This window comes from Streptomyces sp. NPDC056503 (genome assembly GCF_042794995.1).
Taxonomy (GTDB): Bacteria; Actinomycetota; Actinomycetes; order Streptomycetales; family Streptomycetaceae; genus Streptomyces.
This window is the reverse complement of sequence record NZ_JBHTST010000004.1, coordinates 1-24161: the sequence shown is the minus strand read 5'-3', so window position 1 is coordinate 24161 and position 24161 is coordinate 1. Positions and strand designations below refer to the sequence as shown.

Annotated in this window: 17 protein-coding genes; 12 read left to right on the top strand and 5 right to left on the bottom strand. The window is 74.2% G+C overall.

The window, feature by feature from the left end; genetic code table 11:
* Positions 1–3 precede the first annotated feature (3 nt).
* The 7 genes from ACFQ8C_RS02015 to ACFQ8C_RS01985 all read left to right on the top strand — a co-directional run bounded on the left by ACFQ8C_RS02015 (position 4) and on the right by ACFQ8C_RS01985 (position 6678).
* Complete coding sequence (locus tag ACFQ8C_RS02015) at positions 4–1290, top strand: MFS transporter (RefSeq protein ID WP_383451275.1); 1287 nt, start codon at positions 4–6, stop codon at positions 1288–1290.
* A 193-nt stretch (positions 1291–1483) separates the two neighbouring features.
* Entirely contained in the window at positions 1484–1654 is a 171-nt protein-coding gene (locus tag ACFQ8C_RS02010) for a hypothetical protein (RefSeq protein WP_383451272.1), read from the top strand.
* Positions 1655–1664: 10 nt separating this feature from the next.
* Positions 1665–2678, top strand: coding sequence for a hypothetical protein (locus ACFQ8C_RS02005; protein WP_383451269.1), 1014 nt, complete (start codon positions 1665–1667; stop codon positions 2676–2678).
* 190 nt (positions 2679–2868) lie between these two features.
* Positions 2869–4314 carry a helix-turn-helix domain-containing protein gene (locus ACFQ8C_RS02000; RefSeq protein WP_383451266.1) on the top strand — a complete coding sequence of 482 codons (1446 nt, stop codon included), beginning with the start codon at positions 2869–2871 and terminating at the stop codon, positions 4312–4314.
* A complete protein-coding gene (locus ACFQ8C_RS01995) occupies positions 4223–4813 on the top strand; it encodes a DUF2087 domain-containing protein (protein WP_383451263.1) in 591 nt (196 codons plus the stop codon). The genes ACFQ8C_RS02000 and ACFQ8C_RS01995 overlap by 92 nt, the downstream gene beginning before the upstream one ends.
* Positions 4806–5573 (top strand): thioesterase II family protein, encoded by a 768-nt coding sequence (locus ACFQ8C_RS01990; protein WP_383451261.1) that lies wholly within the window; start codon positions 4806–4808, stop codon positions 5571–5573. The genes ACFQ8C_RS01995 and ACFQ8C_RS01990 overlap by 8 nt, the downstream gene beginning before the upstream one ends.
* Before the next feature lie 46 nt (positions 5574–5619).
* The gene (locus tag ACFQ8C_RS01985) at positions 5620–6678 is read left to right on the top strand and encodes a LuxR C-terminal-related transcriptional regulator (protein ID WP_383451258.1); all 1059 of its coding nucleotides are present in this window, start codon (positions 5620–5622) and stop codon (positions 6676–6678) included.
* Between the two features lie 245 nt (positions 6679–6923).
* On the opposite strand, the gene ACFQ8C_RS01980 is transcribed toward ACFQ8C_RS01985, so the two are convergent.
* From ACFQ8C_RS01980 to ACFQ8C_RS01960, 5 genes are all read right to left on the bottom strand, one after another.
* Entirely contained in the window at positions 6924–10019 is a 3096-nt protein-coding gene (locus tag ACFQ8C_RS01980) for a BTAD domain-containing putative transcriptional regulator (RefSeq protein WP_383451255.1), read from the bottom strand.
* Positions 10020–10110: 91 nt separating this feature from the next.
* The gene (locus ACFQ8C_RS01975; RefSeq protein ID WP_383451253.1) at positions 10111–11439 is read right to left on the bottom strand and encodes an ATP-grasp domain-containing protein; all 1329 of its coding nucleotides are present in this window, start codon (positions 11437–11439) and stop codon (positions 10111–10113) included.
* Entirely contained in the window at positions 11436–14651 is a 3216-nt protein-coding gene (locus ACFQ8C_RS01970; protein WP_383451251.1) for an AMP-binding protein, read from the bottom strand. The genes ACFQ8C_RS01975 and ACFQ8C_RS01970 overlap by 4 nt, the downstream gene beginning before the upstream one ends.
* Positions 14652–14746: 95 nt before the next feature.
* Positions 14747–15700 carry a fatty acid desaturase family protein gene (locus ACFQ8C_RS01965; protein ID WP_383451247.1) on the bottom strand — a complete coding sequence of 318 codons (954 nt, stop codon included), beginning with the start codon at positions 15698–15700 and terminating at the stop codon, positions 14747–14749.
* Between the two features lie 102 nt (positions 15701–15802).
* On the bottom strand, positions 15803–16027 hold the full coding sequence (locus ACFQ8C_RS01960) for an MbtH family protein (RefSeq protein ID WP_383451244.1): 225 nt from the start codon (positions 16025–16027) through the stop codon (positions 15803–15805).
* Between the two features lie 273 nt (positions 16028–16300).
* Between ACFQ8C_RS01960 and ACFQ8C_RS01955 the strand changes: the two genes are divergently transcribed.
* From ACFQ8C_RS01955 to ACFQ8C_RS01935, 5 genes are all read left to right on the top strand, one after another.
* Positions 16301–20215: an amino acid adenylation domain-containing protein gene (locus ACFQ8C_RS01955; protein WP_383451404.1), complete on the top strand. Its 3915-nt coding sequence runs from the start codon at positions 16301–16303 to the stop codon at positions 20213–20215.
* A 179-nt stretch (positions 20216–20394) separates the two neighbouring features.
* On the top strand, positions 20395–21237 hold the full coding sequence (locus ACFQ8C_RS01950) for a DUF6202 family protein (RefSeq protein WP_383451241.1): 843 nt from the start codon (positions 20395–20397) through the stop codon (positions 21235–21237).
* Positions 21238–21270: 33 nt separating this feature from the next.
* Entirely contained in the window at positions 21271–22395 is a 1125-nt protein-coding gene (locus ACFQ8C_RS01945) for a DUF6421 family protein (protein WP_383451239.1), read from the top strand.
* An 18-nt stretch (positions 22396–22413) separates the two neighbouring features.
* The gene (locus ACFQ8C_RS01940; RefSeq protein WP_383451236.1) at positions 22414–23313 is read left to right on the top strand and encodes a PhzF family phenazine biosynthesis protein; all 900 of its coding nucleotides are present in this window, start codon (positions 22414–22416) and stop codon (positions 23311–23313) included.
* Entirely contained in the window at positions 23310–24134 is an 825-nt protein-coding gene (locus ACFQ8C_RS01935; RefSeq protein WP_383451233.1) for an aspartyl/asparaginyl beta-hydroxylase domain-containing protein, read from the top strand. Before ACFQ8C_RS01940 ends, ACFQ8C_RS01935 begins: the two co-directional genes overlap by 4 nt.
* Positions 24135–24161: the final 27 nt, after the last annotated feature.

Sequence of the window (24161 nt, the reverse complement as noted above, 5' to 3'; positions counted from 1 at the left end):
CCTGTGGAAGGCCAAGCCTCCGCGCCGGCCGAGGCCGAGGTGCGGGAGCCCCGTTCGCTCCTGCGGAACAGACACTTCCTGCTGTTATGGGCGGGCCAGACGGTCGGCGAGCTCGGCGCCCGCATCACCACGGTGGTCGTCCCCCTGGTCGCGGCCACCACCCTGCACGCCAGCGCCTTCCAGATAGCCCTGCTGACGTCCTTCGCCTGGCTGCCGTTCCTCTTCTTCTCCCTGCCGGCCGGGATCCTCGCGGACCGACTGGACCAGCGGAAGCTGATGGTCGGCTGCGACCTGGGCCGAGTGGCGCTGATGACCTCGGTGCCGGTCGTCGCCGGTCTCGGGGAGCTGCCGCTGTGGTACCTGTACGTCGTCGTCAGCGCGTCCGGCATGCTGTCCGTGCTGTTCAGCGTGGCCTACCGGGCCCGGATGCCCGTCGTGGTCAAGGCGCACCACCTCGCCGACGGCACGGCCAAGCTGGAGACGAGCCGGGAGTTCGCCGAGTTCACCGGACCGGCGCTCGGAGGCCTCCTGGTGGACCTCTTCGGCGCCACCCGGGCCTTCCTCGGCAACGGCCTCGCCTACCTGGTGAGCGCCGTGACGCTGTGGTTCGACCGGACCCCTGCCGCCGAGGATCCCGCGGAGGAGACCGAGGCGGCCGAGGAGCGCGAGCCGCTGCGGAAGGAGGTGGCCGAGGGGCTCGCCTTCATCCGGGGCCGGAGCGAGCTGCTCGCCATCCTGGCCTGCTCCACCACCTCCAACTTCTTCGTGATGGCGGTGAGTTCGCTCGGCGTCACCTTCATGGTGCGCGAACTGGACGCGCACTCCTGGATGGTGGGTCTGGCCTCCAGCATCAGCGCCGTGGTCGGCATCGCCGTGGGACTCGTCGCCAACCGCGCCATCCAGCGGATCGGCACCGCCCGGGCGATCCGGCTCGCCATGGCCGTGCCGGGCCCGCTGTACCTGCTGATGCCCCTGGCGCCCGCCGGCTGGGGTTTCGTGCTCTACGGCTGCGGTCTCGCCGCGTTCTCCGTCAACGCGGTGCTGTACAACGTCGCCGCCACCTCCTACCGGCAGCGGATCACGCCCTCCCACCTGCTCGGGCGGGTCAACGCCTCGTTCCTGTGGATCTGTTACGGGGTCATCCCGCTCGGCGCCCTCTTCGGCGGCGCGATGGCCGCCTGGTTCGGTCTGCGGACCGCGCTGCTCGTCAGCGTGCTGGGGATGTGGAGCGCGGCGCTGTTCGTGGTCTTCTCGCCGCTGCGGCGGATGAGGGACCTGCCGGAGGAGTAGGGGACGGCCGCCGCGTACGGAACGCGGGGACGGGGGCGGGGAGACCGGTGCCGACAGAGGCCGGCCTCCCCGCCCCCGTCCTCCGTTCCCGGGCCCTCCCGGACCGGGGGAACGCGGGGGGAACCGCAGGGGAACGGCCTCGGGGATGCTCGATCACGTCGGAAAGAGACCACCCCCACGCCTGAGGAGTCCCATGAAGACCATCGCCATCGGACGGATCGTCGCGGCGGTCGCCGCCACCCTGGCCCTCGCGGTGGGCGCCGCGTGGGAGGCCGCCGACGCGTACCGGCCCGCCACCGTCGCGGGCGACGTGGCGGGCGACAGCGCGGGCGGTGGGGAGAACTCCGACCCGTCGCCCGTGTGAGCACCCGCCCGTGCTGCCACCGACCCGGAGCATCGAGCTCGTCGAGCGCACCTGCGGCCCCGTCCACGCCGAGCAGTTCCGCATCCGGGAATCGGCGCCGAGGCCGCTCGCACCCGGATCGGCCCTGCTGGAGAACGTGTACCTGCTGATCGAGCAGGATGTGGTCCGGCTGCTCACCCGGGGCTGGCAGCTGCACATGCCCATGCCGGGCGGGGCGGCGATCGGCCGCGTGATTGCCTCCCGCACCCCGGCGCTGCCGGTCGGGACGCTCGTCCGGCACGTCACCGGCTGGACCACCCACACCCTGGTGTGGGCGGGGCAGCCCGGTCTCCGGGTCGTCGAGGCGGCCGCGGGGCTCCCGGTGACCGTCCACCTGTCGGCGCTCGGCGCCGCCGGCGCGACGGCCTGGCGGGGCGTCCGCGACATCCTGCGGCTGCGCCCCGGCGAAGTGCTGTACGTGGCCTGCGGCACGAGCGTCACGGGCAGCCTGGTCGGCCAGTTCGCGCGGCTCCGCGGCGCCGGGCGGGTGCTGGCCGGCGTACGCGGGGAGGAGGCGGCGAGGGTGGCGACCCAGGTGTACGGCTTCGACGAGACCTACGACATCCTGGAGTCCGCCGCGCTCGGCCGGCTGGCCGGACCGTCGGCCGGGCGGGTCGACGCGGCGTGGGTGGACCTGGACGACGCCCACGTCGCCGTGGTGGCCAACTCCCTGCACCGGCACGGCGGCCGGATCGCCCACACCACCCAGCGGGTCCGCCCCGCGGGCGCCGCGATGGGGCCCGGGCCGGTGACGCGGGAGACCGCCGTCGGCGGGGCCCGGGTGGTCGTCCACACCTACTTCTCGGAGAACCACGGCTCGCCCCGGCGGGCCATGGAGGCACAGGTCCTCCGGTATCTCGCGACAGGACGGATCATCGTGAACGAGACGATCGTCGACGGTCTCGACCACGTCGTGGGGGCGTTCCTGGGGACCCTGCGCGGAGAGCTCACCGGCGCGGTCATCGCCCGGCTCGCCGACGGGTGAGGGAGCCCGGCCGCCCGACCGCCGAGGGCCTGATGGTCGAGGGCCCGTCCCGCCCGGGCCGCCCGACGCCCGGGCCGCCCGACACCCGCCCTGCCCGGGGTCTCCCGACACCCCGGGTCACCCGACACCCGGACCACCCGACACCTGGACCGCCCGACACCCGAGACGACCGGACTTCACAGGAGACGGCATGGGGAACGAGACGACGGAAACATCCAGCGCCACACGCTTCGGGACGCTCCTCCAGGAGTACCGCAAGCGCAGCAGCTACACCCAGAGCGAGCTGTCCGGGTTCTCCACCGTCAGCGTCCGGGCCATCCGCAACCTGGAGCTGGGGCAGGCGAAGAACCCCCGCCGCGAGACCGTACGGCTCCTCGCGGACGCCCTGCGGCTCGGCGGCGAGCAGCGGGCGGCCCTCCAGCTCGCCGCCGGACTCGGCGTGCACGACGTCGCCTTCGACGACCTGCCCCCGCTGCCCCACGCCGGGGCCCGCCCCCTGCGCGGGAGGGAGGCGGAGGAGGCCCGGCTGCTGCGCCTCTACCGCACGGAGGGCGAACGGCTGGCCTTGATCACCGGTCTCGGCGGCGTCGGCAAGTCCCGGCTGGCCCTCGCCGTGGCGCGGGCCCTCCAGGCCGAGGACGGCATGGCCACGCTCTGGTGGAGCCTGCCCGATCCGGCCGGACGGGAGACGGGGCGCCGCACCGGCGCGCCGCCGCTCGCCGGACTGGACGGGCTGCTCGCCGCGCACGGGGGATCCGCCGCCGACGCCGTCCGGTTGATCGGCGACCGCTCCGTCCTCCTCGTCCTCGACGGGAACGACGGCGAGCGGATCACCGCCGACACCCTCCGGACGCTCCTCGACGGCTGCCGCGGCCTGCTGGTCCTGCAGACCTCCCGTACCGCGCGCGACGGCCGGTGGCCGGGGTTCCGGCTGCCGCTCCACCCCCTCCCCGTACCCGCGCTCAACGCGGTGGAGGACCTCCAGCGGGTCGAGGCCGCGCCGGCCGTCGCGGTCCTCCTCGACCGGCTCGCGGACCTCCAGGCCGGATTCCGCCTCGACCGGGGCAACGCCGCCGACATCCTGGAGATCTGCGCCCAGCTGGACGGACTGCCCCGGGCCCTGGAGTCGGCCGCCTCCTGGCTGGTGGTGTCGTCCGCCGCCGAACTCGTCCACCTGGCGCGCACCGAACCCCAGGTGCCGGCCCGGGCCGTCAGCGGCGGCGACGACGCCGACTGGGTGACGCGGGCGCTCGAACACGCCCTCACGGCGCTGGATCCGGCTCACATCGGCCTACTCGCCGAGCTCGCGGGCTGGGAAACTCCGTGGACGGTGCGGCAGTTCGCCGACGGCCTCGGCATCGGACGCGTCCAGGCGGCGACGGCGGTGCACGCCTACCTCCAGTGCGGGCTGGTCCGCCGGATGCCGTCCGCCCACCACGTCGTCTTCGGCGTCGTCCACGTGATGCGAGCCCCGCTGCTCGACCGCCCGGAACGCGACCGCCGGTGGGACCACCCCACCGCGGAACGGAACGAGGAGAAGAACCATGAGGCCGGAAACAGCGATCGGACTGCTCGCGGACTCGGCTCGGCTGCGGGTCTTCTCCGCGGTCGTCCTGGGCGCGGCGACGCCGCCTGAGGCGGCGCGGGCCGCCGGCACCAGCCCGCGCGAGGCGGCCACCGCCCTCAGGCGGCTCCGGGCCGGCGGCCTCCTGGAGGAAGCCGACGGCCGGCTGCGCGTGCCGGAGGGGGCCTTCGAGGCGTCGGCCCGCGAGGCGTCGGCCCGCGAGGCGTCGGCCCGCGAACCGCAACCCGGGAGCCCCGCCGAGGAGTTCCGTACCGGCGACCCCCGGCGCGACGCGCTGCTGCACCACTACGTGCGCGACGGCCGGCTCACCAGCCTCCCCGGACCGCTCCAGCGCCGCCGCGAGGTGCTGCGGCACCTCGCGCTGAACTCCTTCGAGCCCGGCCGGCGCTACCCCGAGCCCGAGGTCAACGAGGTGCTGCGGGACTGGGCCGGGCGCGCCAGGACCGACCACGTGGCGCTGCGCCGCTACCTCATCGAGCTGAACCTCCTCGACCGCCAGGACAGCGTGTACTGGCTCCGCGACGACATCTGGGCCGACTTCCATGTCTGAACCGCGCTGGACCACCGTCGTACGCCCCGCCACCGGCACGCCCCGGGCCCGCGTGGTCGTCCTGCCCCACTCCGGCTCCGGCCCCAACACCCTGCTGCCCACGCTGAGGCGGCTGCCCGGCGACCACGAGGTCGTGGGGGTCACCCTGCCGGGCCGGGAGCGGCGGTTCGGCGAAAGCTGCGAGGGCGTCGCCGACGACCCCGGCGGGGTGCTCCGCGCGGTGCTCGCGGAACTGACCGCCGCGCCGCCGCTGCCCACCGTCCTGTTCGGCCACAGCATGGGCGCCGTCTTCGCCGCCACGCTCGCGGTGGAGGCCCCCGCGCTCTGCCGGGGGCTGGTGCTCAGCGCGTACCCCGGCGACCCCGCCGCGGCCGAGCGCACCGCGGAGTGGACGGACGAGGAGCTGCTCGACGTCGTGCGCAGGGGCGGCGGGACCCCCGAGGAGGCCCTCGCCGACGCGGCCGTCCGGGAGCACGTGCTGCGGGTGATGCGCTGCGACCTCACCCTGGAGCAGCGCTTCGCCACGAGGATCGCGGCGCGGCCGCTGCCCGTCGCGCCCACCGTGCTGGGCGGGCTGGACGACCGGATCGTGTCGCCGGCGGAACTCGCCGGGTGGGCCGGCCGGGCACCCGCCGGCACCCGGCGGCGCGTCTTCCCCGGCGGCCACTTCTATCTGCTGGACCCCGCCCACGCGGACGCCGTCGCGGCGGAGATCACGGCCGCGCTCCGCGCCGGCGCGGGCGCGGGCGGGCGGCGCTGAGGCCCGTCACACAACGACTCACCCATGAGGGAAGGGAGACGCGGGTATGCGACGCCCCAGGACAGCGGAGCCGCTTCCGCCGCTCGCGGCCTTGGTCTACCGGTGGTCGCTGGACCACGGCGGCGTCTCCAGCGCCGACCGGCCGACCCTGGCGGCGGAGCTGGACGGCGCGGCCGACGAGATCGAGCGCGCGCTCGACGCGCTGCTGGCCCACAAGCTCCTCGTGCCGACCGCCGGCGCGCTCGTCCCCGCCAGCCCGGACTCCGCCATGGCCGGGCTCATCACCCCCATCGAGCTGGAGATCAAGGAGCTGGAGCACTACGCGGGCGACCTCACGGCACAGGTCCACTCGCTGCGCGCGATGTACTTCGAGAGCCGCCGCGAACGCAACCGGCGCGAGGCCGTCGACGTCGTCGAGGGGCACGGCAGGGTCCGCTCGCTCCTCGACGCGTACGCGCGCCGCTGTTCCTCGGAGATCCTCAGCGCCCACCCGGGCACCACCACCCGCACCGAGATCGAGACCTGGCTGCCCCGGGTCCCCGGGCCGGACCGGGGCATCCGGGTGCGCGCCCTCTTCCAGCACCCCGTGCGGGCCAACCCGGGGCTGCGCGAGCTGCTGGACGAGCTCTCCGACGAGGGGGGCGAGGTGCGCACCGGCGACGAACTCCCCGACCGGATCGTGATCTTCGACCGGGAGACGGCCTTCCTGCCCAGCAGGGCGGGGCACGGCGGCGCCGTGGTGGTCCGGGAGCCCTCCACCGTCGACTTCCTGCACCGCGCGGTCGAACAGAGCTGGTCGACCGCGGTCGCCTACGACGCCCACACGATGACCGCCGACCGCTACGCGACCGCCGGCGACGAACTGAAACGCGCCATCGTCCACATGCTCGCCGCCGGCGCCAAGGACGAGCACATCGCGCGCCGGCTGAGCATCTCGGTACGGACCTGCCGCCGCCACATCGCCGAGGTCATGCTGGAACTCCGGGCGTCCAGCCGCTTCCAGGCGGGCGTCCAGGCGCTGCGCTCGGGACTCCTCAGCACGGCGGGGTACGGCGAGGCCTTCGCCGGGGACGACACCCCGGGTCTGGCCGACGTCGCCGGCTGAGCACGCGGGACCCGAACGCGGCTCCGGACCCGAACGCGGCTCCGGACCCGGACCCGGACCCGGACCCGGACCCGGACCCGGACCCGGACCCGGACCCGGACCCGGACCCGGACGCGAACGCGGACCCGGACTCGAACGCGGACCCGGACTCGGCTCCGGCGCCGGACTCGGCTCCGGCTCCTGACCCGGACCCGGGTCCGGCTTCGGACGCGGCCCCCGGGCAGGGCCGTGGGGTACGGCTCCGGTCACGCGGGCAGCTCGCAGACCCCCTGCCGACAGCGCGTGAGCCGGGTCGCGGGCAGCCCCAGGCCGTCATAGATCGCGCAGGCGGCCGCCTGGTGCTCGTCCGCCGCCCGGGTCCTGCCCTCGTGCTCGGCGACGGCCGCGAGCCCGGACCGCGCGCGGGCGCTCTCCAGGCGGTAGCCGGTCGCCTCCGCGTACTCCAGCGCGGCCGTGAAGCACTCGTGCGCCCGGCCCGTGTGACCGAGCGCGAGATGGATCCGGCCCGCCGTGCGGAGCGTGGCGCAGGAGTGGACCGACGGCCCGCCGTCCAGCCGGGACAGCGCCTCGTCGACGCTCTCCCACGCCCGCCGCGGGTCGTCCTCCGCGATGTGCGTCTCGGCGAGCAGCACCAGGGAGTGCACCCCCGCCTGGGTGCCGCCCATCTTCCGGTCCAGGCGCAGCGCTTCGGCGATCCGCTCCCGGGCGCACTCCGGCGCGTCCTGGCGCAGCAGGGAGGTTGCGAGGGCGTTGAGGAGGTTGATCCGCGTGCTGATGTCGACGGCGGCGTCGAGCCGCAGCGCGGACTCGGCGTGCGCGCGGGCGTCGGCGAACTCGCCCTTGATGGAGTACAGCGTGCTCAGCGAGTTGCGCGCGGTGGCCTCCTCCTGGGGGGCGGGATGGTTGCGCAGCAGGGACAGGGCCCGCAGCAGCACCGCCTCGCACTCCGCGTACCGGCCCGTGCGCTCGTGGCAGACGCCCAGCCGGTTGAGGATGCTCACCTGCCCCGGTTCGTCGGCCGCCTCCACGGCCAGCGACAGCGCGCCCTCCAGATGGCGCACCGCCTCGTCGAACCTGCCGAGCCGCCACAGCGCGACGCCCACGTTGGTCAGACTGATCCGGATCAGGTGCCCGTCGCCCAGGGCACGTGCCGCGGCGAGACCGATGGCGGCGCTCTCCTGGAGCAGTTCCGCCGTCCCGCGCATGTGCAGGTAGAAGACGAGGTTGCGGGCGATCGTGCTGGTCAGTTCGTGCCAGGGGCCGGCGGCACCGGCCCGCAGCACGGCGAGCATGCCCCGCTGCTCCGCGTCGAACCAGGTGAGGGCCGACTCCACGTCGACGATCGTCGGCAGGCGCGCGGGAGCCGCGGCCCCGACCTCGACGGGTTCGGCGCGGCCGGGGAAGAGCTGGGCGCAGGCGATGTCGCTGACGCGGGCGAGGTAGCCCATCAGCCGGGCCAGCGGCTCGTCCCCGTCCGCCCCGCTCGCCCCGTCCGTCCCGTCGTGCCGATCCGGCTGCTGGGCGATCGCGAACGCCCGGACGAGATCGTGGAACGAGTACCGGCCCCTGGCCCGCTGTTCGAGCAGATGGACGTCGAGCAGGCCCTCCAGGACCTGCTCGGTCTCCAGCAGCCCCGTGCCGAGGACGGCGGCCGCGGTGTGACTGTCGAAGTCCCTGACCGGCAGGCTCCCCAGCCTGCTCAGCACCGTGCGCTGGGCGGTGCCCAGCGCCGCGTACGAGGTGCTGAGGCAGGCCCACAGGCTCCGTTCGCCGCTGGTCAGCTCGTCGATGATGCGGGACTGTTCGGCCAGCCGGTCGGCGAGCTCCTCCAGCTTCCAGTGCGTCCGGTGCAGCAGCCGCGCCGCGCAGATCCGCAGGGCCAGCGGCAGATGGCCGCAGAGCTCCGCGATCCGCCACGCCTGCTCCTCCTCCGCCCGCACCCTGGCCCGGCCGAGCACCCCCTCCAGGAGCGCGACGCTCTCGGTCGGCGAGAGCATGCCCGGCGACAGCGCGATCGCGCCGTCGAGGTCCGAGAGCCGGCGCCGGCTGGCGACGATGACGAGGCTCTCGGAGGAGTGCGGGAGCAGGGGGCGCACCTGTGCCGCGCTCACCGCGTTGTCGAGGACCACCAGCACCCGGCGCCGGCTCGTCAGCGAGCGCCACCGCGCCGTCAGGAGCTGGGAGTTGGTGGAGAGGCACTCGTCCGGCACGCCCATCGACCCGAGCAGGAAGGCCAGCGCCTCGTGCTCGGACATGGGCCGGGCGCCCGGGGTGAACCCCTGGAGGTCGAGGTAGAGCCGGCCATCGGGGTAGAGCGCGGCGACCCGGTGCGCCGCGTGGATGGCGAGCGCCGACTTCCCCGAACCGCCCATCCCGTCGATGGCGACGATCCGGGGCCCGCCGGGGCTCGCCGCGCCGGAAGGGGACCCGGGGTGGGTGCCCGAGCCGACGGCGTCGAGGAGGTCGAGCACCTGGTTGCGTCCGGTGAAGTCCGGCAGGTCGTACGGGAGGGTGTTGACTTCGGGGGGCTCCGGCGGTTCGGCCGCCGTGATGTCCGGCGCGGCGGCGGGTCCGGCAAGCTCGGGGTCGCCGCGCAGGATGCGCTGGTAGAGCGCGGAGATGACCGGGCCGGGTTCGATCGCGTGCGACTCGTCGAGGACCCCGCGGAGCCGGTGGTACTCGTCCAGCGCCTCGGCCTGCCGGTCGCCGCGGTACAGCGCCACCATCAGCTGGCCGCACAGCGTCTCCCGCGTCGGGTGGTCGTTCACCGCCTCCCGCAGCGCCTCCAGCACGTCGTCCGACTCGCCGAGCGCGATGTGGACGTCGAAGAACTGCTCCAGGGCGGCGATGCGCTGTTCCTCCAGCGCGTCGGAGGCGGCCTGCAGGAGCCGGCTGCCCGGCTCGTCGAGCAGGGGGCCCCGCCACAGCGCGAGGGCGCTCGCGAGGTGCCCGAGCGCGCGCCGCTGCCGTCCGTCCCGCAGCGCCACCCGGGCGAGCGCGGTGCCGGCCTCGAACCGTCCCTGGTCCACGGACTCGTCGGCGAGGAGCAGCCGGTAGCCCGGGCCGACCGCGGTGAGCAGCCCTTTCAGGGGCGGCAGCCGCTGGCGCAGGTCCGAGACCATCTTGCGGATCTGGTGCGAGGCGGTCTCCGGATACTCCTCGTCCCACACGGCCTCCACCAGGCGGGCCAGCGGCACCACCTGGTTCCGGCTCAGCAGCAGGTGCACGAGGAGGCGCTCCTGGAGTCTGCCGCGCAGTCTCACCGGGGCCCCGTCCAGCCGGCACTCCAGAGAGCCCAGAATGCGGAAGTCCAGCCCCGGATCCAACGCGTTCTCTAACACGAGCCCCCACAGTTTCCGCCCACGTCGGGTCAACGACGTCCCAGAAAGAGCGTAGGGATTCTAGTCTCGTTAGTTTGTTCTGCACAGAACTTTATGCGCGGATCGAGCCATGCGGCGATACGTCTTCCTCCCGATCGCCTTGCAGTTCGAGGCCGTTGACGCGGTGCACGCCCCGGGCGGACCGGAACTCGAAGTCGAGCGCGGCCCGCGCCGCCTCGATGGTGCGGATGACCGATTCGTGGCTGTCGCAGACGCCCGAGACGGTGTCCAGCGTCATGGTCTGCGAGGTGCCGGACAGCTCGTCACCGGGGCGCACGAAGTTCCGGTACGCGGTGACCCCCGGCAGCGCCCGCACCCGCTCGGCCCCGTACACCCGCTCCAGCCGGCAGGGGTAGAGCGGAGCCAGGTTGTTGTACTGGAAGTGCACCCGGCCGCCGAACTCGAACGGGCGCAGCTCCGGGTCCCGGTCGAGCGCGATGAGACCGGCCGCCCGCACGAGGTCCACGCCGCACGACTCGCGGGCCATCATGTTGACGTAGCCGGAGATCCGGCCGTTGATCTCGATGACCCGGGGCCCGTCGGGCGTCAGCTTCACCTCGGTGTGCGTCAGTCCCCGCCCGCCGCCCACGGCCTCCAGGGCGCGGGTGACGAGGCCGAGGATCTCGGCCTCCTCGTCGGCGGGCAGTGGACTGGGCCAGATCCTGCCCGTCCCCCGGAACGGCGGCATGACCGGGGTCTTCCCGGTGAGCGCGAAGTGGACGACGCCGTCCCGCGTACAGGCGCTCTCGACCGACACGTAGTCGCCGAACGGCCCGCTCGGCCGGCCCTCGAAGAACTCCTCCACCACGAACGGCGACCAGCCGGCGCTCGCCGTCGCCTCGGTCACGGCCGCCCAGGCGGCCTCGGCCTCCGCCGGCGTGCGCATGCTGTACGTGTCGCGGCTGCACCAGCCGGTGACCGGCTTGACGATCGCGGGCAGCCCCACCGCCGACAGCGCCGACGGCCACGCGTCCGGCGACTCCACCAGCCGGGTCCGGGTGCGCTCGACGCCCGCCTCCCGCAGGGCCCGGCGCTGGAGCGCCTTGTCGGTAAAGAGCCGCGCCGTCCGCGGCGAGTGGCCGGGCAGCCCGCACGCGGCGCCGAGCTCCGCCGCGGTCCGGATCATCCCCTCGCTGAAGGTGAGCAGGGCGTCCGGCCGCAGGGCGCGCACCAGCTCCGCGTCCCGCTCCGGAGCCCCGGTCAGCTCGCGTACCTCGCCGAGGAGCTCCATCACCGGCCGCATCTGCTCGACGTGCGCGGAGCCCGGCGGCACCAGGAAGACGACCTCGCCGAGTTCGTCGAGACCGCTGCCGATCTCGCCGGCCGGGACCGAGCCCGCGTCGTAGACGACCGCCAGCAGCGGCCGGGGTCGGGTGGTCACAGGGAAACCTGCCCTTCGTGGGGGACGGCGGGAACGGAGAGCGCGGCCGGCTCCGCCAGCTCGGTCAGCGCGTCGCGCAGCAGGACGGCGTACGTGTCGACCGCGGACCCGGCCACGAGGTCCGGGTCGAACCCGATGCGGACCTCGGCCGTGTCGCCGTCGATCTCCAGGTTGACGTGGAGGGGGAAGCTCGGCTTGCCGCGCCGCCACCAGCCGCGTACCTCCGGCGCGTGCGCTCCGCCCAGCTCCCGGTAACCGTGGAAGTTCATGAAGTTGAACACCACGTCGAAGGGCCGGCGGCCCAGCCGCTCCACGAGCCTCGCCTGCGGATAGGCCGCGTGCGGCGCGCCCCGGCGCTCGGCCTCCGCGGCGGCCGCCACCAGCGCGTCCCAGCCGCCCGTCACCTCGCCGAACCGCACGGGCAGCGTGTTCAGGAAGAGGCCGGCCGCCAGGTCCGCCCCGGGCACCGGCGGGCGGGTGTTGAAGACCAGGCCGGTCACCACGTCGCGCGTACGGCCCCGCCAGCTCCCCAGCGCGCGGGCGTGCGCCGCCAGCGCCGTGGCCTTCGGCGAGACGCCCCGCGCCCGCGCGGCCCGTTGCAGCCCGGCGACCACACCGGCGCCGAGCGGGAACGCGCGGTGCTCCCGGGCGTCCGGCGTCCCGGAGTGCGCGCCGTCGTCCGGGAGGAGCAGCGGCGGGACCCGCGCCTCGCCGAGCCAGTGGCCGGCCGCCTCCGCCGACTCCGCCGCCTCCCGCTCGGCCCGCAGGAACGCGCGCTGCGCGTCCGGGGACGGCTCGGGCAGCGCGGCGTCCCGTCCGTCGGCCGCCGCCTGGTACAGCGTCATCAGCTCCACCGCGAGCCGGCTCAGGCTCCACCCGTCCAGCAGGGCGTGGTGCGCCGCGAGGACGACGTGGAACGACCCGGGCAGCGCGACGACGTGACAGCGCAGCAGGGCGGGGGAGCGCCAGTCGAAGGAGGTGCTCACCCGCGCGCCCCAGTCCTCCAGAAGACCGAGGGCGGTCTCCTCGTCGGCCGCCCGGACGACGCTCAGCGGCGGCTCGGCACCGGCCCAGACCAGCTGCGCCGGCACCGACAGCCCCTCGAAGTCGAACGAGGTCCGCAGGGCGGGATGGCGCCGGGCCAGCGCGCCCAGAGCCGTACGGAAGGAGCGCTCGTCGAACGGGGCGCGTACCTCCCAGCCGTCCAGGAGGCGGTACAGCAGCGCGTCCGGGCTGAGCTCGCCCAGGTAGATCATGCCGATCTGGAGCGCGGACGCGGGCAGCGCCTCCTCGACGCCCTCCGGGACGGCGTCCCGGTCCTCCGGGGCGAGCAGTGCGAAGGGCCGTTCGGCGGCGCCGCCCGGGGGAGCGGCCTCGGCCGGCGCGTCGCGGCCGGCGCCGGCGGCCACGATGCCGCGCACCGTCTGGTGGACGAGCAGGTCGCGCAGCGAGACCGGCACTCCGCGCCGGCGGGCGTCGGCCACCACGCGGACCGCGATCAGGGAGTCCCCGCCGCTCGCGTAGAAGTCGCTGTCCTCGTCGAAGCCGCCCTCCGGGAGATGGGCCCTGATGACGTCGAGCAGCACCTCCGTCGCGTCCGCCCGCGGGTCCGGAGCCGCACCGGTCCCGGACCGCGGGTCCGGAACCGTACCGGTCTCCGCCCGCGGGTCCGGAGCCGCGCCGGTGCCGGACCGCGGGGCCCCGGCCGCCGCCGCCCGGGCCGCCAGCTCCTCGCAGGCCGCCCGGTCCGCCTTCCCGTTGGCGTTGAGCGGCAGCCGGTCCACGTGGACCAGACGCCGGGGGATCATGTGGGCGGGCAGCCGCGGGCCGAGCAGCTCCCGCAGCCGCGCCGGGTCGCGCACCGCCCCCACGCAGACGGCGGCGAGCTGGAGCCCGCCGCGCCCGTCCTCGACCGGGACCACGACCGCGGCCGTCGCCTCCGCGTGGGCCAGCAGCGCCGCTTCGACCTCCTCCAGCTCCACCCGTCGGCCCTGGACCTTGACCTGGTGGTCCAGGCGTCCGAGGTGCAGCAGCCCTCCCGCCGCCTCCTCCACCCGGTCCCCGGTGCGGTACCAGGCCTCCGGGCCGGGGGGAACGCCGTCCGCGCCCGGGCCGGCGAACCGGCCGAGGTCGTCCGCCGGATCGAGGTAGCCCGCGAACCGCTGCGGTCCGCGCACCTGCAACTCGCCCTCGGCGGAGACCCGGTGCTCCAGATGGGGATGGACCGCGCCGATCGGGACCGTCCCGTTCGCGGTCCGCGGCCACTCCTCGCGGGCGCGCGGCAGCCGGTACGCCGTGACCGTGACGGTCAGCTCGGTGGGACCGTAGAGGTTCTCCACCTCGCTGCCCGGCGCGGCCCGCGCCCACGCCTCCGCCTGCGCCAGGGTGAACCGCTCACCGGCGAACAGGCTCCACCGCAGCGTCGGCATGCTGCCCGGCCGCAGCACCCCGGACTGCTCGGCCACGGTCACCAGCGACGGGACCGAGTACCAGTGGGTGATGCCCCGGCTGTTGACGAAGCCCACCGGATCGAGCAGTTCCGTACGGGACGGGACGACGAGGGTGGCGCCGGAGCCCCAGGCGACGAACATGTCGAAGACGGAGGGGTCGAAGGTCAGGTCGAAGGTCTGCGAGAGCAGGCAGCCGGGCCCCACGGCGTACCGCTCGATGTGGAGGCCGAGGAAGGCGTCGAGGTTGCGGTGGCGGATGGGCACGCCCTTCGGGCGGCCCGTCGAGCCGGAGGTGAAGAGGAGGTACGCCGTGTCGTCCGGGTCCACCGCCACCTCGTCGGCCGGGGCGCCGGGGTCCGTGGCGAACGCCCGTATCCGCTCCGCGTCCAGGACGATCACCCGTGCACCGCCCTCCCGCGCGAACCGGGTGTCCTGGCCCGGCTCGGCGACCACGGCGGTGATCCCCGCCGCCGAGGCGACGGCGGCGTTGCGCTCGGCGGGGTACGCCTCGTTCAGCGGGACGACGCAGCCGCCGGCCCGGAGGACGCCGAGGTACGCGGCGTACGCCACGGTGCTCCGCGAGGCGAGCAGACCGATCCGGGGGCGGGCGGGCGCGTCCTCCCGCACCACCCGGGCCACGTGGCGGGAAGCGGCGTCGAGTTCGGCGTAGCTCAGGCGCTCACCGGACACCACCAGCGCGGTCCCGTCGGGGACCCGCCGGGCGCCGGCGGCGAACCAGCCGTGAAGTGTCTTGTGCGGCATGCGTGTCCTTGGGTCGGTGACGGGCCGGCGGTCGGCGGGACCCGGGGGCGGCGGGACGGGTGGTCCGGCCGGGCCCGGGGCGGCGGGCGCGTGGGTCAGCCGGACTCGGAGGGCTGGAGCAGCGGTCCGGGCCGGCCGGCGGTCCCGCCGCTCAGCAGCCAGCGGAAGAACTCGCGGTACGTGCGGTGGTAGAAGCGGTGACGCCCCTCCAGGGCGACGTGGAGCTCCCCCAGCTGCGCGATCGGCAGGCTCGGCATCAGATGGTGCTCGACGTGGAAGTTGTTGCCGTTGGTGAACCACGCCATGAGCTTCGAGGACCGGATCGACCGGGTGTTGCTCAGCGAGTCGGTGGTGTCGGTGTCGCAGCCGTAGTGCTCCGGCAGCTCGATCAGGGCGTGCACCGGATTGGCCACCACGAGCGGCAGCAGCCACAGCCAGACGGCCAGCATGCTGCCGGTGACCACGGAGGCGGTCACCACGGCGATCAGCACACCCGCCAGCAGCGCGTGGTCCCGCCGGATGCCGCGCATCGCGGTCGGCCTCTCGTCGGGCAGCCGGCGCCCGGCGGCCAGCCTGGCGCAGACGGCGAGGAAGTTCGCGTAGTGCCCGATCATCGAGAAGCGGTACACCCACACGACCGCGTTCCGGAAGCGGGACCCCGACCCCTCGCCGTACTGGTCGCCGTAGTCGAAGAACTCGCGGTTGTCCGGCGTGCCGAGCAGGCGGTGGTGGCGCATGTGCGCGGAGCGGTACGCCGCGAAGGAGATCAGCATCGGGATGCCGAGCAGCACCCCCGCCACCACGTTCCCCCGGCTGCCGCGCAATCCGATTCCGTGCAGCGCCTCATGCTGGAGTTCGATCGCATGGGCGTACATGAGCCCGAGCAGAATGATTCCGAAGGCCATCAGCCAGGCGGTTCCCGAAAGCACGAGAGCAGTGCCGCCGGCGACCAGGGAGCAGAGGACCGCCAGCTTCAGTGCGAATATTCTTCCGTCCACCGGCCGGCGTATGTGCCCCAGCTCCTTGCGGAAGCCTTCCATGGTTCGCATTCCCTTCGAATGAATTCCTGAGAATCGTCGGCGGAAAGCGCGGCGCCGCGGCGCCGCGGCCGGCCGGAAGCGGTGCCGGGGAGAGCGCGGGCGGGCCGGGGCCTACGCGGCGCCGCCCGCCGGGGCCTGCGTCACCAGGCTCGCCGGCCGCAGGTCGGTCCAGTGCTCCTCCACGTACCGCAGGCAGTTCTGCCGGGTGTCCCGGCCGAACGCCACGTGCCAGCCGGCGGGCACCGGCTGCCTCGCCGGCCACAGCGAGTGCTGGCCCTCGTCGTTCGTCAGGGCGAAGAAGACGCCGTCCTCGTCGTCGAATGGATTGGCGGCCATGTCGGCTCCCTCGTCGGCGGAATGATGAAGGACGTGAAACGCTCGTCGGCGACGAGAATAATGACGGCACCGGTACCCCGGAGGCATCATCGCCGGTAGTTCCGAGGTAGCTTCGGGACCTCCGTGCGAGAGCCGTAGTAATTACCTGTCATGCAGCTTCCTGAAGCATTTCCCGGTTGCCCGGAAAGCGTTCGGCGGCCGAGTGTGTACCGGGCCGACATTCCGGTCGGCGGTCCGGACGCGCGGTGAATCAGGAGAGTCCACGTGGTTTCCATGTCCTACGCCCAGCGCCGCCTGTGGTTCCTGGACCAGGCGAGCGGCGGGGCCGCGACGTACAACGTGCCGCAGGCCCTGCGCCTCACGGGGCCGCTGGACGCCGACGCGCTGGAGTCCGCGCTCGGCGACGTGGTGGAGCGCCACGACACCCTGCGGACCGTGTTCCCGCAGGCCGAGGGCGAACCCCGGCCGAAGGTGCTGGCCGCCGGCGAGGCCGGCCCGCCGCTGACGCGGGTCGACATCGCCGCCGACGAGGTGGCCGAAGCCCTGCGCGCCGAGTCCGCCCGCCCCTTCGACCTGACCCGCGAACCGCCCCTGCGCGCCACTCTGTTCACCCTCGGGCCGCAGCGGCACGTCCTGCTCCTGATGCTGCATCACATCGCCACGGACGCATGGTCCGACGGCCCCTTCAACCGGGACCTCGCCACCGCCTACGCCGCCCGCGCCCGGGGGACCGCCCCCGAGTTCGCGCCCCTGCCCGTGACGTACGCCGACTACGCGCTCTGGCAGCGGGACCTGCTCGGCGACGCCGCCGACCCCGACAGCCTCGCGGCCCGCCAGCTCCGGTACTGGCGCGACGCCCTGGCCGGCGCGCCCGAGGAGCTGGAACTGCCCTTCGACCGGCCCCGCCCCTCCGTCGCCCGGCACCGGGGCGCCACCGTGGACTTCCGGGTCGACCGGGAGACGCACGCGCGGCTCGCCGCGCTCGGGCGGGCGGCGCACGCCTCCACCTTCATGGTGGTCCAGGCGGCCTTCGCCGCGCTGCTGTCGCGGCTCGGCGCGGGGGAGGACATCCCCTTCGGCACCGTCGTCACCGGGCGCGGCGACGAGGCCATGGACGACATGGTCGGCTTCTTCGCCAACACCGTCGTGCTGCGGACCGACGTCTCCGGCGACCCGTCCTTCGGCGAGCTGGTGCGGCGCGTGCGGGAGACGGACCTGAGGGCCTTCACCCACCAGGACGTGCCGTTCGAGCAGGTCGTCGAGGCGGTCAACCCGGCCCGGACGCTCTCCCGCCACCCGCTGTTCCAGACCATGCTGAGCTGGCAGCAGTCGGACGGCGGCGACACCGCGCCGCTCTTCGCCGGGGTCGCCGCGCGGCCCGAGCCGCTGGGCACCGGCACCGCCAAGTTCGACCTGGCCGTCGGTCTCGCCGAGCACACCCGGGACGGCTCCCCCGCCGGCCTCACCGGCACCGTCGAGTACGACGCCGACCTCTTCGACCACGCCACGGCCGAGGCCCTCGCCGCCCGCCTCGTCCGCTGCCTCGACGACCTCTCCGCCGACCCGGACCAGCGGATCTCCGCGCTCGACCCGGTCGGCGCCGAGGAGCGGGAACTGGTCCTGCGCACCTGGAACGACACGGCGAGGCCGCTGTCCGGCGCCGGCCTCCCCGAACTGTTCGAGGCCCAGGTCCGCCGCACGCCCGACGCCGTCGCCGTGGAGGACGACGGAACGGTACTGACCTACGCCGAGCTCAACACCCGCGCCAACCGGCTGGCCCGGCTGCTGATCGAGCGCGGCGCGGGTCCCGAGCGGCACGTCGCCGTGATCGTGCCCCGCTCGGCCGGGCTGATCGTCGGCATGCTCGCCGTCTTCAAGAGCGGCGCGACCTATCTGCCCGTCGACCCGTCCTACCCCCGGGACCGCGTCGACTTCATCCTCGGCGACGCCCGGCCCGAACTCGTCCTGACCGTACGGGACCTGGCGGCGGGCCTCGCCGACCACGATCCCTTCGTCCTCGACGGGCCCGGCGCCGAGGCGGCCCTCGCCCGCCACTCCGGCACCGACCCCGACAACGGCGACCGGACGGGTCCGCTCAGCCTCCACTCACCGGCGTACATCGTCTACACCTCGGGCTCCACCGGCCGCCCCAAGGGCGTCGTCGTCACCTCCCTCGTCCTCGTCAACCTGCTGACCTGGCAGAACGGCACCATCCCCGCCTCGCCCGGCACCCGCGTCTCCCAGTTCAGCTCCATCAGCTTCGACGCCTCCGAACAGGAGGTCCTCTCCGCGCTCCTCGGCGGCAAGACCGTGGTGATCCCCTCCGACGACACCCGGGGCAACCCCGACGACCTGGCGGCCTGGCTCCACGCCCAGGGCGTCAACGAGTTCTTCGCCCCGGACCTCATCGTCCGCGCCGTCTACGACGCCGCCGCCGAGCAGGGCCTCGGCCTGCCCGAGCTCCGCGAGGTCATGCAGGGCGGCGAACCGCTCCACCTCACCGACCAGGTGCGGGACTTCCACAAACAGCGCCCCCACATCACCCTCCACAACCACTACGGCCCGTCCGAGACCCACGTCATCACCGGCCTGCCGCTCCCCGCCGAGCGGGACGACTGGCCCGCCGTCGCCCCCATCGGACGGCCCATCTGGAACTGCCGCACCTACGTCCTCGACGCCTCCCTGCGCCCGGTCCCCGTCGGCGTCACCGGCGAGCTCTACCTCGCGGGCGCCGGCGTCGCACGGGGTTACCTCGGCCGTCCCGGCCTGACCGCGCAGCGGTTCGTCGCCGACCCCTACGGCCCGCCCGGCAGCCGCATGTACCGCAGCGGCGACCTCGTCCGCTGGAACCGCCGGGGCGAACTCGTCTTCGCCGGCCGGGCCGACGACCAGGTCAAGATCCGCGGCATCCGCGTCGAACTCGGCGAGATCAACGCGGTCCTCGGCGAACACCCCCACGTCGCCAAGGCCGCCGCCGCCGTGCGCGAGGACGTCCCCGGCGACAAGCGCATCGTCGCCTACGTCGTGCCCGCCGCCCCGCACCGGCCGGACCCCGCCGAACTGCGCGCCCACGCCGCCCGCTTCCTGCCGGCCGCCATGGTCCCGGCCGCGTTCGTCACCCTCCCCGACCTCCCGCTCAACTCCAACGGCAAACTCCACCGCCAGGCCCTCCCCGCCCCCGACTACGCCGCCCTCACCACGGGCCGTCCCCCGCGCACCCCCCGCGAGGCGACCCTCTGCCGCCTCTTCGCCGAGGTCCTCGGCGTCGAACGGGTCGGCGCGGACGACGGCTTCTTCGACCTCGGCGGCCACTCCCTGCTGGCGACCCGGCTGATCGGCCGGGTGCGCGCCGAACTCGGCGGAGAGATCACCATCCGCACCCTCTTCGAGGCACCCACCGCCGCCGCCCTGGCCACCCGGCTCGACGGCGCCGACCCCGACCGGGCGCTCGCGCCCCTGCTGCCGCTGCGCGCCACCGGCGACGCCGCCCCCCTCTTCTGCGTCCACCCCGCGGCCGGCATCAGCTGGGTGTACTCGGGACTCCTGCGCCTCCTCCCCGCCGACCGGCCGGTGTACGGACTCCAGGCCCGGGGGCTGACCGACCCCGAGCGCGCGCCCGAGGAGGTCGGCCGGCTCGTCGACGACTACCTCGCCCTGGTCCGTTCCGTGCGGCCGCACGGGCCGTACCACCTCCTCGGCTGGTCGTTCGGCGGGATCGTCGCCCACGCCCTGGCGGTGCGCCTCCAGGAGGAGGGCGAGGAGGTCGCGCTGCTGTCGATGATGGACAGCTACCCGGCGGAGCCCGGGGACACGATCGGGCGGTACGCCGACGACGACTCGGCCGTCCTGGACGAGGTCGCCGCGTCCATGGGCCACAGCCGCGCCTCCCTGGAGGCCGCCCTCGCCGGGCTCGGCGGGCTCGACCCGGCGGCGCTGTGCCGGACCTTCGTCGCCGCCGCGGCGGCCATGCGGCGCCACACGCCCGGCGTCTTCGACGGGGACCTCGTCTTCTTCCCCGCGACCGCCGACCCCGGTCACGACCCGGTGACGTCCGAGCGCTGGAAGGCGTACGTGACGGGCCGGATCGAGGTGCACGAAGTGCCGTGCGAGCACGGCGAGATGACCCTGCCCGAGCCGATCGCCCGGATCGGGGAGGTGCTCGCGGCACGGCTGGCCCCCGGCGCCTGAACCGTCCGGCCACGTCCCGGCCGCCCACCGTCCCGGCCGCCCCGAGCCGCCAGCCCCCGCCTCCGAACCCGCTCGTACCCACCCCCGCCCCCGAACCCGCTCACTCCCGAACCCGCCCCCGACCGAACGGCCCGCCGTCGTGGCGGCGGCGCCCATGCCCACCACCGTCAGGAGATGCCATGAGTTCCGACCCGTCCGCCGCCCTCGTCACGGACTCGGCCCTGGAGGACCGGATCACGGAGATCATCCGGGACGCCGGCCTGTGCCGTCCGGCGAACCGGTTCTTCGGTGACGCCCGGACCGCCGAGACCGTCACCCCCGTCGCCGCGCTGAAGGTGGGCCGCCAGTGGCAGGCCATGACCAAGGCCTTCATGTTCACCACCATCGCCGGCCTCGGCGTGATGGCCCGCCGCTTCCACCGCGAGGACGCACCCGACCAGGAGGTGCTGGGCGCCTTCCAGACCGCCTACCGCGTCATCGGCGACGACCTCGCCAACCTCGCCCCGGAGTTCAGCGCCGTCTCGCCCAAGGGCGTCTCCGGCGTGCACTACGTGTGGTGGGAGGAGTCCATCCTCGGCCCGCTCGCCGGCGCGGTCTCCGACGCCGAGGCGGCCGACGCCGCACGGCTCCCCGGGCGCGTGCGCGACCTGCTCGCCAACATGGAGCGGCTCGCGGACTCGCCCCTCGGCGCGGCCGTGCAGCTGCGCGTCGTCGAGGCCATCGCCCTCGACATCGCCGTCGCCTTCCGGCGCATGTACTCCAAGGTCCGCGTGGACGGCGCCGGACCGTACGCCGAGGACGGCGCGCTGGACTGGATCGACTCCCACATCAAGGCCGAGACCGTGCACGCCAAGTCGGTCAGCGACGACGAGACCGGCATGACCGTGGTCGCGGCGACCGAGGAGGAGCGCGCGGAGCTGCTGGCCCTGGCCGAGGAGTACGCCGGCCACTGGGCCGGGGCGCTCGACGCGTTCGCCGACGCCCTCGCCGAGGCTCCCGTGCTGGTGGCCTCCGCGCGCTGACAGCCATCCGTTCGTGAAGGAAGGATCATTGCCGTGTCCGACGCAGACACCGACCTCGGGGCGGTCATCGACGAGGTCGACCGGATCAGGGCGGAGCTCGGCCCGCGGGACGCTTTCCGCCGGCCGGAGTTCCTGAAGGACCTCGCCGACCGTCTGGCGGCCTCGCCCGTGATCCGCCGCCGCCCCGCGGGCCAGGCGCTCATCGAGGACCTCAGGAGCTTCGACTCCGACCCCCGCCTCGTCCGCACCAAGGACCACATCAACAACCGGCGGGACAACCACCTCTTCTCCCTCTTCGACGCCTCCTACTTCCCCACGCTCTCCCTGGAGTACCTGACCTACCGCGAGCTGCCCACCGACGAGCACCTGGCCCGGCGGTACGCCAGCAACACCCTGCCCGTCACCATCGAGCGGAGGACGACCGGCTTCGCGTCCCGCGTCGTCGTCGCCCTCTTCCCCGAGAACCACCTCGACGGCATCCAGAACCCCGACGACCAGATCTTCTACTTCATCGACAAGTTCGTGGAGCGGCACCAGCGCCTCACCCGCCGGCTCATCGGGGCCGTCATGGCGGAGGACGCCTTCCCCGCCCTGCGCACCGCCGACGAGACCGACGTCGAGCGCGCCTCGTCCTGGTGGGTGCGCCTGCACGAGTACCACCACCGGCAGGGCGACATGCCCATCCCCGACTACCTCCCCGCCAAGCGGATCAAGCCCCTCGCGGGCCTGGAGGAGCTCCGGACCGACGTCTCCTCGATGCTGGCGTGCCTGCACGACGAGGAGCTGCCGGCGCGGGACGCGCGCCTCGCCTACGAGTACATGCTCGCCGAACGGCTCCTGCGCTACTCCGTCGAGGGCATCCCCCGGCCGAACTACGACGCCGTGGCCTCCCAGCTGTTCTTCACCTACCTGCTGAAGGCCGACGGCATCCGGCTCGTCGCCGACCGGATCCACCTGCTGCCCTGGCTGCCCGACGTCCTGCGCGCCTTCCTCGACGAGATCGAGTCCATCGAGCGGCACATCCGCACCGAGCCGGTCGAGGACGTGCGGCGGCGGCTCCTCGACTTCACCAACCTCTACACGGACTACGACCCCGAGTCCCGCGACTACCGGCACATCCCCTACTTCGCCGAAGTGAAGCAGCGCCTCGGCGTCTGACACGGAAAGGAGCGGCGGATGCGACCCGTCCCGGCCGGCCCCCTCACCTTCCCCCTCCACCAGGTCGACGCCTTCACCGACCGGCTGTTCTGGGGGAACCCAGCCGCGGTCTGCCCCCTGGAGGCATGGCTGCCCGACGCGGTGATGCAGGCGATCGCCCTGGAGAACAACCTCCCCGAGACCGCCTTCATCGTGCCGGCCGGCGACGACTACGAGCTGCGCTGGTTCACCCCCGCCGCCGAGGTCGACCTGTGCGGGCACGCCACCCTCGGCGCCGCCCACGTGGTCTTCCACCACCTGCGGCCCGGCAGCGACCGGGTGACCTTCCACTCCGCGAGCGGCCCGCTCGTCGTGGACCGGGCGGAGGACCGGCTCGACCTGACCTTCCCGGCCCTGGAACACGAGCCCGTGCCGCCGCCGGAGGCCCTGCTCCGCGGGCTCGTCGGCCCCCGCCCGGTCGCCGTGCACCGCTCGATGGACTACCTCGTCGTGTACGAGGACGAGGAACAGCTCCTGGCCGTGCGGCCGGACCAGGACGTGCTGAGGACACTGGACCTGCGGGGCGTGGCCATCACCGCGCCCGGCCGGGCCGGGGACTTCTCCTCGCGCTGGTTCGGCCCCAAGCTCTCCATCCCCGAGGACTCGGTGACGGGCTCCGCGCACTGCGCCCTCGTCCCGTACTGGGCCCGCCGGCTGGGCCGTGACCGGCTCGTCGCCCACCAGTTCTCACCGCGCCTCGGCCGGCGCCGGACCATCCGGCTCGACTGCGAGCTCCGCGGCGACCGGGTCCTCCTCGGCGGCGCCACCCGCGAGTACCTGACCGGCACCGTACGCCTCTCCGCCGCCGACCTCGACCAGCGTCCGGACCCCGGCGGCCACGGCGTTCCCGGCGAGCAGAAGGAGACCGTCCCGTCATGACGCGCACGACCCGGATCACCACCCTGGACCTCGACACCGACCGCCTCGCGACCGACCTGGCCCGCGCCGAGCGCTTCGGATACAACGACTCCTACGGCGAGTTCATCTGCGGCTCCTGGCGCAGCTGCATGCTGTGGAACCGGACGGGAGACGTCGACGACCGCTTCCTGGAGGACTACGCCGGCCCGGCCCGCAGCACCGAGTACGGCGCCGCCCTGCCCTACCTGACCGAACTGATGGAACGACACTTCCTCCTGGAGCACCTGAAGTTCGCCCGGATCGCCCGGCTCACCCCGGGCAGCGTGCTCGTCCCGCACCGCGACTACCTCGAACTCGACGCGGACCTGACGCGCATCCACCTGCCCCTGCGCACCGACGAACTCTGCTCCAGCTCCGAGGACGAGACGATCTACCGGATGCGCCGCGGCGAACTGTGGTTCCTCGACGCCACCAGGGCCCACAGCGCAGCCTCCCGCTCGGACCGCGACCGGGTGCACCTGATCCTCGACTTCTCGACCGCCACCCCGGCCGAGGCGCTGCGCCCCGGACTCCCCGTGAGCACCGGCATACCGGAGGACAGCCTCGTCGCCCGGCGGCCGCTGCGGCCGGGCGAGTACAAGCACTTCGAGGCGCTGGCCGACGTCATCGACGAGACCAACTACCAGGACGTCCTCGCCCTGGTCATCAAGCGGTACTTCGAGGCGGAGCTGAAGGCCGCCGACGTCTTCCGCTGGCTGGAGGGCATCACCCGGGCCAGCGGCCGGCCGGAGCTGGTGGCGCAGGCCGCCCGCCACGAGGAGCACTGCCTGGTGAGCCGCTGACGCCACCGGAGACGACGGTGCGGGGAC

What these genes read in the sequence shown, in the direction of transcription:
- ACFQ8C_RS01995 (WP_383451263.1), top strand. Translation starts at nt 4,223, where the DNA reads ATGAGGCCGGAAACAGCGATCGGACTGCTCGCGGACTCGGCTCGGCTG.
- ACFQ8C_RS01970 (WP_383451251.1), bottom strand. Translation starts at nt 14,651, where the DNA reads ATGCCGCACAAGACACTTCACGGCTGGTTCGCCGCCGGCGCCCGGCGG.
- ACFQ8C_RS01955 (WP_383451404.1), top strand. Translation starts at nt 16,301, where the DNA reads ATGTCCTACGCCCAGCGCCGCCTGTGGTTCCTGGACCAGGCGAGCGGC.
- ACFQ8C_RS02010 (WP_383451272.1), top strand. Translation starts at nt 1,484, where the DNA reads ATGAAGACCATCGCCATCGGACGGATCGTCGCGGCGGTCGCCGCCACC.
- ACFQ8C_RS01965 (WP_383451247.1), bottom strand. Translation starts at nt 15,700, where the DNA reads ATGCGAACCATGGAAGGCTTCCGCAAGGAGCTGGGGCACATACGCCGG.
- ACFQ8C_RS01940 (WP_383451236.1), top strand. Translation starts at nt 22,414, where the DNA reads ATGCGACCCGTCCCGGCCGGCCCCCTCACCTTCCCCCTCCACCAGGTC.
- ACFQ8C_RS01990 (WP_383451261.1), top strand. Translation starts at nt 4,806, where the DNA reads ATGTCTGAACCGCGCTGGACCACCGTCGTACGCCCCGCCACCGGCACG.
- ACFQ8C_RS01985 (WP_383451258.1), top strand. Translation starts at nt 5,620, where the DNA reads ATGCGACGCCCCAGGACAGCGGAGCCGCTTCCGCCGCTCGCGGCCTTG.
- ACFQ8C_RS01960 (WP_383451244.1), bottom strand. Translation starts at nt 16,027, where the DNA reads ATGGCCGCCAATCCATTCGACGACGAGGACGGCGTCTTCTTCGCCCTG.
- ACFQ8C_RS01935 (WP_383451233.1), top strand. Translation starts at nt 23,310, where the DNA reads ATGACGCGCACGACCCGGATCACCACCCTGGACCTCGACACCGACCGC.
- ACFQ8C_RS02000 (WP_383451266.1), top strand. Translation starts at nt 2,869, where the DNA reads ATGGGGAACGAGACGACGGAAACATCCAGCGCCACACGCTTCGGGACG.
- ACFQ8C_RS01950 (WP_383451241.1), top strand. Translation starts at nt 20,395, where the DNA reads ATGAGTTCCGACCCGTCCGCCGCCCTCGTCACGGACTCGGCCCTGGAG.